The sequence below is a fragment of the Serratia sp. LTN-2 genome, assembly GCF_059740205.1.
Genome location: NZ_JCAXDO010000039.1, coordinates 1 through 11,287, shown reverse-complemented (window position 1 = coordinate 11,287; position 11,287 = coordinate 1). Strand labels below are relative to the sequence as shown.

Below are 11,287 nucleotides of genomic sequence, written 5' to 3'. Positions count from 1 at the left end.
AACTCTTCGGCCGGAAGTTCAGACCAGTGAACAGAAATCTGCTTGTCATTCACGGCGGCCTGTTCTTATGGCGGCCGAGTGTTGTTTTCTATGGTGCATGCGTTATAATCCTTCACAGGCAACGAGCCTGCTTTTGGACCCCCTGATATCTAACGTTCCGCCAAGTTCGTAGCAGATATCGGGGGGTTTTTGCATTCAGGCTCCGGGAAATTCCGTCACCTGTTCCTGAACGTTTTTACTGGACACGTCCTGTCCCTGTCTGTTTCCGGAAGTCCGCATTTCTCCCGTGAACGCTTTTTGCCACCCGCCTGCCTCACCACAAAGCAGTCAAACCGTCAGTTTGAGTTAGGTCACAAAAGTAATCTGAATCAACAATCTGTCCCACCACAAGACGATCGCTGACGATCCGAATACTACCTTCTCGCTGGCAATATTTCCAGATGTCAGACCATATTAGCGTCCATTGTTTGTGTGCTAATTGTCCTGATGGGATTTTTAACCGGCGCCGCGCTCATTAATGTCAGTGAGTTGGGTTTGATTAGGTATGCCTAGGTAGGGAAGTGAAATTTAGAGGAGGGGGTTTACCACAGTAGTGACACGCTGACTCTTTCGTATTATCACTGCATTAGATAAATCTGTATAGCGTTTGCTATACTACACCTTTATGATATGCTTGTATAGCAATTGCTTTACAAGGAGCGCACTCATGAAATCAGATGTTCAGCTCAACCTTAGAGCTAAAGAATCTCAAAGAGCACTTATTGATGCTGCAGCAGAGATTCTTCATAAATCACGTACAGACTTCATCCTGGAAATGGCATGCCAGGCTGCCGAGAATGTGATCCTCGACCGTCGCGTTTTTAATTTTAACGATGAGCAGTATGCAGAGTTCATTGATATGCTCGATGCACCAGTTGCGAATAACGTTGCCATTGATAAACTGCTGGCAAGGAAACCTCAGTGGGACGTGTAACAGCACCAGAACCATTATCCAGCTCCCATCAACTTGCTGAGTTCGCCAGTGGGGAAGCTGTACTTGATGACTGGCTTAAACAGCGAGGATTGAAAAATCAGGCTCTGGGGGCCGCCCGAACGTTCGTAGTTTGTAAAGCAGACACGAAACAGGTTGCCGGTTTTTACTCTCTGGCCACCGGCAGCGTTAACCACGTGGAAGCCACGGGAAGTCTCAGGCGCAACATGCCAGATCCTATTCCGGTAATCATACTTGCTCGCCTGGCAGTCGATGCATCTTTCCGTGGCCAAGGATTAGGTGCTGATCTACTGCACGATGCAGTTCTGCGCTGTTACCGTGTAGCTGAGAATATTGGAGTCCGAGCGATCATGGTTCATGCACTGACTGAAGAAGCCAAAAGTTTTTATCTTCACCATGGCTTTAAGGCATCGCAAACCCAGGAACGTACACTGTTTCTCAAGTTACCACAGTAGTCTGTGAGACCGGAAAGGAGCATTCACGCAAGATAACTAATTGTTTATTAATGAAAATATTATTATATTTAACATAATCTTTGTTAAGCGCACTAAGTTTGTAGAGGCTCAATGCTAATGTCTATTTGTGGTTCTTTAGGAAGCTCCAGGCTATAGTGTTCAAACCTGCATGCCCAGACAACTACTCTCTTTTCCTAATGAGGGGGTTCTGTGGCTATACATGACACCTGGATGCAATCAGTTGACCTCATTGCGTTATGGGAGTTAGGTAAAACAGTAAGTTTGCTGTATGGCTAATATGGGATGACGATTTTCAAGATGGGAATGAAAGCGTTCTTTATATAACATATTGAGTATACGATATTTTATTGCAACATTAATTAGCTAAGGAATTCAAAATGAAGAATCAAATTTATAACCGTCATAGCATATATGAAATAATCAGAAATCACTATATAAAAAACTTTCCTTATACGATTCAGTTTGATGCACTTAATGCAATAAATGAGCACATCAGCCTTATTATTGATAATGCATCAATACAAAAAAATGAAGATAAAAAATACATTTTTATAAATAATAATAATACTAATAAAGAAAATGATGACCCATTTGAAAGTACAGAAAGAAACCTTGCTGCTTACCTGTCAAGATCAAGTGGTATTGAAGCACTGTTCCAAGATGTGAATGCATTACAAAAATGGTTGCTCCAATCTGGTTTTATCAGTAGTGGTATAGCGACAGAAAAAATGCTGCTTACAAATAAATTGTAATTGTTCTCACAATGACATCCTGCTAAACAGGCCGCTGTGTGACACATTCTCGCAGCGGCCTTTTTAAAATATAGACATTTATAACGAGCCAGGCATTCGATATTTCACTGAGCTTTTAAAAATTTTACCTGGAATATTTTGGTGTCACTTTTCTTATAAAGGATGAAAATCTCAGGCCATAGGGATATCAGGATAATTGTGAGGATGTAAGATAAAGAACTAAAACAGATCAAGCTCATTCATTCAGTTCTTGAAAGCATATGTGTCGTCATGATACGTCGCACTAGCAACGCTCAGAAATTAATGACAACTGATAGACTCTGAGTTCCATACTCACGTCGCAGACCCTCTGTTCACCAGTTCAGATACCGGCGTGACCACCTCGGAGAATAATTGTTCTGCACTACTGATTAAAAGGATGCGCCCCCAAAACTACTTCCTCGTATTCATTTGTGATGAAGCGCAACTTTCTGAAAACATAGCAGTTGTTTTACGCTCAAAAGTCCCCATTACTAATCTTGTTTACTAGCGCAGTAATTACCTTCCAGATTATTAAGGGGAACAAGAGTATGGCAAGATGTACGGCTCCTGTACGTGGACACAACTCATCAGCTGCAGCTGCAGCCTGTCCCGCATGCCGCAATCGCAGTGGTTATGGTCGCAGTAACTACAACTATAATAGCTACCCTTCTTACTCATCAGGCTCTGGCGTTGGTGGAAGTTATGGAGGCAGTGGCGGTAGAGGCAGCAGCAATGCGAAGCCACGCTGGTCAAAATCAGGGTCTTCCGTTTCTTACACAACAGCACAAGTACAATCACTGACGCCAATTAGGCAAGCGGTTGAGAAACTTGCCGTTGAGCAACCTGACCTCCGTGATGTCTTCCTTTGCCATGCTTGGGATGACCGACATGGTATTGCCAAAGAGCTACACGATCTGCTCGAAGCTGCCGGTGTCAAAGTATGGTTCAGTGAAAAGGATCTAGCCCTTGGAGTTCCGATGATGCGTGCCATTGATAAAGGATTAGCAAACTCTCGAATCGGCTTGGTTTTGGTGACTCCGGCATTGTTAAACCGTCTTCCTAAAGAGGGTGTTGCTGATAAAGAGCTTTCTGCTTTACTGGCAGGCAACCAGCTTGTTCCCATTGTGCATAACACGTCGTATGAAGCTCTGCGTAATGTCAGTCCCTTGCTCGCATCCCGAAGCGGCTTGGATACGGGGGAAGATACATTGGACGTTGTTGCGACGAAAATTGCGGAGTTAATTACTGTTTAGCTTATCGAAGTCCCCGCTCTAATATTTCTGGCTCATGTATCTGGTCTGCTGCCGCAGGCCAGTACTTCTCCGTCTTGGCCAGTCAAACCCAGTGAGCATAAACTATGTATTATCCGCGAACACTAAGCTGAAATAGGTTCAACTTTAGTCAATGAGAACTGGGCGATGTCACGTTTATGTTAATGAGAATTCGTACTGCAGCACTGTTACATGATATAAAAGAGTAGAAATTTTTTGTATTCAGGGATAAATAATGGACAAAATCACATCTTCTTTACTCGATACATTCTCGGAACAGTATGAACTATCAAAGTTAGAACGTAGTGTTATATTTGAACACTTTGTAAATTTTTCTATTATATCAAAGCTGAATCGCAGCACATTTGATCTTGAAGATATTCATACCGGTTCTGGTAATGATTGTGCCATAGATGGGTTAACAATATCAATTAATGGAAGACTGATTGATTCTATTGATAGCCTTGAAGATTTTATACCAAACTGTTCCTACATCGATGTGGATGTCGCGTTTATACAGTCCAAGACAAGCACATCTTTTGACGGCGCCCAGATACTGAATTTTGCTAATGGCGTTAAAGATTTCTTATCCGATGATCCAAAATTAGTCCAGAATCAAAAAATCAAAGAGGCAAAGGTTCTTTGGGATAAAATATTGGGCCACTCAGATATGATGCATTCAAGAAGACCTATTCTAAGAATGTACTTCGTATGCACTGGAGTTTGGACGGGTGACAGGCATTTGACTGGACTTATGGAAAATATAGTAGATGAAATAAAAAGATTATCACTTTTTGAAGATGTTGTGTTTAGTCCACTAGGTTCCCTAGAGTTGCAAAAACTCTATTTAGATACAAAAAACAAACTATCGACAACGATCAATTTTTCAAACAGAATAACACTCCCTGATATTGAGGGTATTAAAGAGTCGTTTTTTGGAGTCGTTCCTTTTGATGAATTTATAAAACTAATTCAGGATGAAGAAGAAAGTATATACAATATATTTTATGATAACGTCAGGGATTTCCAAGGCGAAAATAGAGTTAACTCAAGCATTAAAAAAACATTAGAAGATGGTAAGTTTGATCTTTTTAGCGTCCTAAATAATGGTGTCACACTAGTTACTAACGCTTTAACATCAGCAGGTAACCGATTCACACTTAGAGACTATCAAATAGTCAATGGATGCCAGACAAGTAATGTATTGCATAATTGCCAGCATTTGGAAGGGATATCTAATGTATTTGTGCCCATTAAAATAATAGTTACTGACAATGACGATATTAAAACTGACATTACACTTGCCACTAACAGTCAAACGGAAGTCAAACCTGAACATTTAGAATCATTGAGTATATTTCAGAAGCAATTAGAATTATTTTACAATACAGAGAAAAGAATCTCATTGTATTATGAGAGAAGATCGCAACAATACAACTCACTACCTATCAGAAAGACTCAAATTGTTTCCATCGGTAATCAGGTAAAATGCTACGCTTCAATGTTCTTGTACTCTCCACATTTAGTGAGTGGCTACTATGGGACAATTTTCAACAGATTTAAAGATCAAATGTTTAATTTAGGGCATAAGTTATTGCCATATTATATTAGCGCTTTGGCATTATATAGGTTAGATCAACTATTTCGAAGTGAGAATCTAAAAAAGGATCATAAAAAATACAAATATTTATGCCTAATGGTCATTCGAATTATTGTTATGGGAGATAACCCCCTACCCCCAAACAGTAACGAGTTAGAACGTAAATGTGAAAACCTAAGGAAAATACTAATCAACGAAGTTGATAGTTTTTCTTTAATCAGTATTGCGATAAAGATTGTAATGGAATCAGGTATTGATATATCAAAAGATAGGTATAAGACTGAAACGGAAACCGATCTTGTAAGAAGACATGCAGAGCTATACCTTCAGCATAACGGTTCTATTACATTAGAAATGCTTCGTTCTATCACTGCATAACTTAAAACCACATGACTGTTGAATCAAAAACAGCTGTGTGGTTTTTATTTTATAATTCTACTTATTAAAATGTATCTTTGAAAAAGTAGACTCTTTACGATACGCTCTGGCGTATACTTTTCCCCGATTTTTCACGCAGCGCGCCGGATAGTTTCCGGCCCGGACGGAGCCCCGATGACACTGATGCCTGACGATGACCCGGAGCTGCTTCCATCGCCGGAGAGTATTCCGAGTGATGAGGATTTCCTACCGGCGCTGACAGGCGGCGAGGGTCCGGTCAGTCCTGCCCGGGCGTACCTGCTTTCCCTGAATTCCCCCCGCAGCCGGCAGACCATGGCCTCGTTCCTCGGTATTGTTGCCGGTATGCTTGGTGCAGCGTCCCTCGATACCTGCAGCTGGGGCAGCCTGCGGCGTCATCACGTGATGGCTGTGACCGAGCTGCTGCGCGATACCGGGCGGGCCACGGCCACCGTCAACACCTACCTTTCGGCACTCAAGGGCGTGGCGAAAGAGGCCTGGATGCTGAAGCTGATGGACGTGGAAAGCTTCCAGCACATCCGTGCGGTGCGCAACCTGCGCGGCAGCCGTCTCCCGCGCGGCCGCGCCCTGCCGCCGGACGAGATCCGTGCGCTGTTCCGTGCCTGTGAGGCCGATGGCTCCAGCATCGGGTTGCGCGATGCGGCGATGCTGGCCGTCATTCTCGGCTGCGGCCTGCGCCGCTCGGAGGCGGTGGGGCTGGATTTGAGTGACGTTGTCACAAATGAGCGAGCACTCAGGGTGCTGGGTAAGGGGAACAAGGAAAGGCTGGCCTATATGCCGGCGGGCACTTGGCAAAGGCTCAGGTTGTGGATCGATGACGTGCGCGGAGAAAAAGACGGGCCGCTGTTTACCCGTATCCGTCGCTTTGACACCCTGACGAATGACCGTCTCACCGACCAGGCAGTGTACCATGTCCTGCAGGTGCGCCAGCGCCAGGCAGGAATAGCGAAATGCGCCCCGCACGATTTAAGAAGAACCTTTGCGACCGCCATGCTGGATAACGGCGAGGATTTAATCACTGTAAAGGATGCGATGGGTCATGCCAGCGTCACCACTACCCAGCAGTACGATCGCCGCGGCGAAGCTCGTCTGCGTACGGCGCGCGACCGTCTGGATCTGTTATGAACTTAATAACATATCAAGATGCCAAGTTAACAAGATAGTAGGTGTGTGGATGCTCGCAGGCTACGCGATTTTCTGGAATGGTGCCACAGTGGAACTTCCGTTAAAGTAGGTCTGCCGGCTATCCTGCTCCCCCTTCTGAACCGGGGTGGTTTGGATATGCGGGATGGCCGGTCCTTTTCGTTCTTTCGCCGGGTACCATATGTGATTTTGAGGGTTATGAAGCGTGAAAATCTTCTGCAACTTCAGAAAAGTAGCTGAGTAACCGGGTATCTCTCGCTGGCATACGTTCATGAGCCGGTGTTATCAGCCCCATCAGCAGAAAGCGGCCGCTATCCCACATGTGTTCTGTGTAAATGAGATAGTGATCTGAGGTACGGTTGTAATTCTCTTGTCTGGCACTCCAGGTGAGCTGGAAATGCAGATTAACGTGAATATGCTGGACGTTAGCATCGACAGCGAATGGCGGGAAATCAAAAGGGGCGTCCCTTCCAAGAAGATTTGATGGTGCGCCAGTTGATTTATACGTAATGAACTCTGCTTGTAACTGGCTCTCCAGCTCAGGGTAAATGGCAAACGTGGGCTGGAAAAAAGTATCCCTCGTGAGATGACTATACTCAGCCGTTAACGCCATTTAGCCGCAGCCCTGTTGCCTGAATCCAGCAGGTGATTCATGGCCGAGAGGTTGATTCCAGAGTCACGCACTTCTGTCGTTCGTGTGATTTGATCAATCAGACTAAGGTAGTTTTTGGTCGCAAAACTGACCATTTTAATGGCCTTAAAGAAGGCAAACTCAACAGAATTCCTGTCATACGACTGAACGATGTTTTTTTCCGGCAGCATCAGAACAAAGGACTCTGCGATACCTGCGACATGGATAGTATGATTTCTGATGTCGCTTGCGACTTTGATAGCGCCGGAGAAATCGCTGTCCGCATACCGGGCCAGCTCGATGCGACTTGAGCGTAATTCTTCAGCTACGGCATTGAGAGCAACAGTGAGCTCGCTGATATCGGTTTTGTTGACTCTGGAGCCCATTTCGTAAACCCGTTCAACAATCGTAGGCTGACACGCAACCGTTTTGGGTTGCGGCTGGAAACTGGCAAGAACCAGTGCCACTGCGGCCTGCAAGTGCTGGATTTTAAATTTCACGACGGGCTCCATAATCATCATCTCTCGACGAGGCGCTGCATTTTACTAATGAACTTAACTATATGCTAAAAAAAGTTGGTTGCATATGTGGCTGGCACGGCAAACAGGAAATTGAAATCCTCTATCTGGCCGTGGCTTTCTGGATTGCAGCCTGAAGTCTTTCAGCAGTTACGGCTTCCGGGAAAACCGTGATGGTATCGGGAGTCGCACCGCTAACAGGCATGACGATGATCCCCGGCGTTCCGGTGAGTCCCAGTGCCTCTGCCAGGTTACTGTTTTTCTCAAGGGACGCGGTATGGTCGCCCGGCGCAGAGGCGGCCAGCCCTGCCTTTGACGCTGCCGCGAGTATATCCTCCGCCGTCAGCTTGCCTTCATTATGGCCGGTGGCGTAGATGGCATTGTGATAGGTGACATAGGCCTGCGGCCCTTTCTTTTGCCAGACCGTCAGCCCCTGCTGCGCTGCCTGAAGTGAGGCTTCCCAGCGACCACCAAAAATTGGCCACTCTTTAAAAAGGTAGCGGACGTCCGGCTCCACTTTCATAACTTTCTCCAGCTCCGGCGCGAAACGACTGCAGAACACGCACTGGTAATCAAAGAATTCAATCACCGCGACCTTTGCATTCTGAGGGCCGTAAGCCGGCGTGTCCGGATCATGCAGAAGGTTCGCCTGATTCTCCATGACGTTGAGTGCAAACATTTTCTGCTTACGTGCCTGCTGCTGTTCCTGCAGCTTATGACTGACCGTCACCAGAATCTCCGGGTGGGACACCAGGTAGTCAGCAGCGATTTCGCCAATATGTGCTTCCTGCTCCGGGCTGAATACTGGCTGAGGGGCCGAAGCGTGTGCCATTGAAATAAAGCCAATGTATGTTGTAACTATAAATGCTGCTAATTTGTTTGCTTTCATAGCCTGATTCTCATGGTTTAAATGGGGATTAGCGTTCTTTCTGAATGGTACGGGTAAGGGTCTGCTCTTCACGCTCCGGCACGCGGCCGCGCTCCGTATTTTCTGCCGCCCTGAGCATGTCGCGTTCAGCGTTTGCCAGATCAGCAATCACTCGAGATGCCCGCGACAGTTCACCGGAGGTCTTATCAGCACCTTCCAGCTCGCTTCTGACGCCTGCTGCGGCTTTTATTTCCTGTCCATCGGTGTTTTCCTCACCTCTCACCCTGGCGATCACATTCGCATCCGGGTTGATAGGCTCCGGTTTAGGCGGGTTAATGTCTTTCGGTTTCAGTCTGATCGCCTCTTCCTGTGGAACTTTCGCCAGCAAGGACTCCGGCTGCCTGTTCCGTCCGGCTTCTTCATTGCGAACCTGGTCTGCCAGCATCTGCTCGCGCAGCTGCTGTACGCTCTGTTCGTCCGTCAGCGTGGAAACAATACCCGGTAATACTTCCTGTTTTGTCCCACCGCTTACCTTAAGCAGCCATGCTGAAGGCGGTTCATCGCCGGTCTGCCAGACCACGCCGTCCTTTGGATGATTTCGTACTGCATCGAGTGCGGCCGTCAGGTCGCTGGCCACAATCGTGTTTCCGGACTGACTCCGCTGCAGCACGGCGCCACGGGCACGCTCTGTCATGACCATTCGTGTCTCCCCCTGCGTCATCCGTCCTTCCGGGCTGGAAACCAGGGAAACCAGGGCCAGGCCCGCACTCCTGCCATTGTTGTCATATACCGGTAGCGCCATCGCCGGTTCAGGAAAGCGCCGGGTGGCCGGGATGATTTTCGCCGTCAGTGACGCCTCCTGCATGCCCTGATGACGCACCCAGGCGCGACCGATAGCCGTTTTATTCACCGGCTGCCCCATTGCCCAGATGGCTTTCGCCTGTTTGCGCTGCGTTTCTGGCGCCAGCGCATCGTGCGCCGTTTTGATATCACGCTCCGGTGTTTTTATCGCCTTAACCCAGTCCGCTTTCTTGTCGGTGTAAATCTGGACGTGTTCCTTGACGCGGGAAGTTGAAATGTAGAAGGCACGACGGGAAGCCAGTGCCTTACGCCCCTCCTTCGTACCCTCAAGCGCAATGACATAATCGCTACTGGCCCCCTGTGCACCGTAGCCGGTGACGGCCCAGCCGTAGTCGAGATGCTGCTGCGCCCGGACGTTCTCCGGATTGATGGTAACGCGACCGTTTTCCCCCTTCAGACGGATATTCCCCGCCTCGCTGACCGACTCCACCGTATAGCGCTGGTTGGCCATCTGCCCCTGTTCACGATCGGTCGCCGTAAACTTAAGGAGATCGCCGGCACGGACTTCTATCTCGTTTCGGCGAAACAGCTGCACGTCGCCGGTGATCAGCTGCTTCGGGGAATACATACCAATCTTTCCCTCCTCATCACGTACCGTCACCGTGCTGCCGTTACGGTCGACGGCCACCACATCCTGGTAGCGGTCACCCCGTTTAACCACCATTCCCGCCTGCCAGGCCTCTGTTTTGTTGAACTCATGGCGCGTATGGGTGATTTTATCGAGCACAGGCACCTTAATCGCCTTCTCCCCCAGTTCTCCCCGCTCAGCAAGCGCGGCATGAATGCCGGCATTTATCGCCCTACGGTCGGCGTTCAGCTGCGCAATGATGAGCGTGCGGGACCGTGCCTCCGGCGTCCGGTCCGTCCAGTCAGCAACGACATCGATAACAGGCGTTTCCGTTTCCTGAATCGCACTCTCCGGGAGCGCGGCTGAAGCGCTACGCGCCACACGGTCAGCCGGCTGGGTTTCAATGCGCTGCAGGGCCGCATCGATCCGGTTATCAATGATGTCGTGAACGGCGCCGCGCAGCTGCAGGTCTTTCCGGTGACAGTTGCATGGTGTTCTCCTTTTGTTCTGTTTCCGGAGGCAATGCCTCCGGCTTTTCTGTCAGGCATCGAGCGCCTCGCGCAGGCGCATCATGACGTCGTTTTCTTCTTTCAGGGTTTCTTCAGCTGATCCGCCGCCATCCTCCGCGCATACTGCGATACGTTGCATCTCCCGTCCTGCAAGCTGCATGACTAAGGCCAGCGATTTCGCGGGAATAGTCACGGTTCGCTTCTCGCGTCGCTCATCGAGCATGGTTTCGACAATCGCCCGTATCTGGCCGATATCCGCGCCACTTTCAAGGCATGAACTTAGCCGACGCAGGACTTCATCCAGTTCCTCATCGGTTAAATCCCAGTCAAGGCAGACGCAACGAATGTCATTTCGATTCCAGCAGGCGAAAACGTATTTCTCGCCATCGAGGTCGGAATGTCTGAACATTTCAAGGGCAATTTCTCTTGCTGTACCAATCATGTTTTTCTCCTTTTATCGGGCGGCATCGCCGCCCGTGGTCAGTCAGTCAAGGGCACGCCAGATGGTGGCGCTTTCCGGATGGGTGTCAGCAAATGCCATAAGCTGCTCATAGCGACGGCAGAAGTGGCGGCACAGTTCTTCATGGTCATGGTTGCTGTGGTGCCAGCTCCGGTGATTCAGTACCAGCGCCGTGAGGATGATCCCCGCCACTTCCCCGCT

The 11,287-nt window shown here is 48.2% G+C and carries 12 protein-coding genes; 6 read left to right on the top strand and 6 right to left on the bottom strand.

Features of this window, described 5'->3' with window-relative positions; all coding sequences use genetic code 11:
* The first annotated feature begins 706 nt into the window (after nucleotides 1-706).
* The 6 genes from AC6BYQ_RS27715 (at nucleotide 707) to AC6BYQ_RS27690 (ending at nucleotide 6,653) form a co-directional block, all read left to right on the top strand.
* Entirely contained in the window at nucleotides 707-973 is a 267-nt protein-coding gene (locus AC6BYQ_RS27715) for a type II toxin-antitoxin system TacA family antitoxin (protein ID WP_348575086.1), read from the top strand.
* Nucleotides 961-1,446 (top strand): GNAT family N-acetyltransferase, encoded by a 486-nt coding sequence (locus AC6BYQ_RS27710; RefSeq protein ID WP_348575087.1) that lies wholly within the window; start codon nucleotides 961-963, stop codon nucleotides 1,444-1,446. Before AC6BYQ_RS27715 ends, AC6BYQ_RS27710 begins: the two co-directional genes overlap by 13 nt.
* Nucleotides 1,447-1,844: 398 nt before the next feature.
* Nucleotides 1,845-2,219 carry a hypothetical protein gene (locus AC6BYQ_RS27705; RefSeq protein WP_348575088.1) on the top strand — a complete coding sequence of 125 codons (375 nt, stop codon included), beginning with the start codon at nucleotides 1,845-1,847 and terminating at the stop codon, nucleotides 2,217-2,219.
* Between the two features lie 569 nt (nucleotides 2,220-2,788).
* Nucleotides 2,789-3,493, top strand: coding sequence for a toll/interleukin-1 receptor domain-containing protein (locus tag AC6BYQ_RS27700; RefSeq protein ID WP_348575089.1), 705 nt, complete (start codon nucleotides 2,789-2,791; stop codon nucleotides 3,491-3,493).
* Between the two features lie 253 nt (nucleotides 3,494-3,746).
* Entirely contained in the window at nucleotides 3,747-5,489 is a 1,743-nt protein-coding gene (locus tag AC6BYQ_RS27695; RefSeq protein WP_348575090.1) for an AIPR family protein, read from the top strand.
* A 174-nt stretch (nucleotides 5,490-5,663) separates the two neighbouring features.
* Complete coding sequence (locus tag AC6BYQ_RS27690) at nucleotides 5,664-6,653, top strand: tyrosine-type recombinase/integrase (RefSeq protein ID WP_348575091.1); 990 nt, start codon at nucleotides 5,664-5,666, stop codon at nucleotides 6,651-6,653.
* 214 nt (nucleotides 6,654-6,867) lie between these two features.
* Here AC6BYQ_RS27690 and AC6BYQ_RS27685 read toward each other — a convergent pair whose 3' ends face one another.
* The 6 genes from AC6BYQ_RS27685 to AC6BYQ_RS27660 all read right to left on the bottom strand — a co-directional run.
* Complete coding sequence (locus tag AC6BYQ_RS27685) at nucleotides 6,868-7,284, bottom strand: type II toxin-antitoxin system YafO family toxin (RefSeq protein ID WP_348575092.1); 417 nt, start codon at nucleotides 7,282-7,284, stop codon at nucleotides 6,868-6,870.
* Nucleotides 7,275-7,802: a hypothetical protein gene (locus tag AC6BYQ_RS27680; protein ID WP_348575093.1), complete on the bottom strand. Its 528-nt coding sequence runs from the start codon at nucleotides 7,800-7,802 to the stop codon at nucleotides 7,275-7,277. The genes AC6BYQ_RS27685 and AC6BYQ_RS27680 overlap by 10 nt, the downstream gene beginning before the upstream one ends.
* Nucleotides 7,803-7,923: 121 nt before the next feature.
* Nucleotides 7,924-8,709 (bottom strand): DsbA family protein, encoded by a 786-nt coding sequence (locus AC6BYQ_RS27675; RefSeq protein WP_348575094.1) that lies wholly within the window; start codon nucleotides 8,707-8,709, stop codon nucleotides 7,924-7,926.
* A 28-nt stretch (nucleotides 8,710-8,737) separates the two neighbouring features.
* Complete coding sequence (locus tag AC6BYQ_RS27670; RefSeq protein ID WP_498057854.1) at nucleotides 8,738-10,498, bottom strand: conjugative transfer relaxase/helicase TraI domain-containing protein; 1,761 nt, start codon at nucleotides 10,496-10,498, stop codon at nucleotides 8,738-8,740.
* A 159-nt stretch (nucleotides 10,499-10,657) separates the two neighbouring features.
* Nucleotides 10,658-11,068 (bottom strand): DUF1380 family protein, encoded by a 411-nt coding sequence (locus AC6BYQ_RS27665; RefSeq protein WP_023327697.1) that lies wholly within the window; start codon nucleotides 11,066-11,068, stop codon nucleotides 10,658-10,660.
* 42 nt (nucleotides 11,069-11,110) lie between these two features.
* The coding region (locus tag AC6BYQ_RS27660) for an antirestriction protein (protein ID WP_498057855.1) at nucleotides 11,111-11,287 on the bottom strand (177 nt) is incomplete at its 5' end.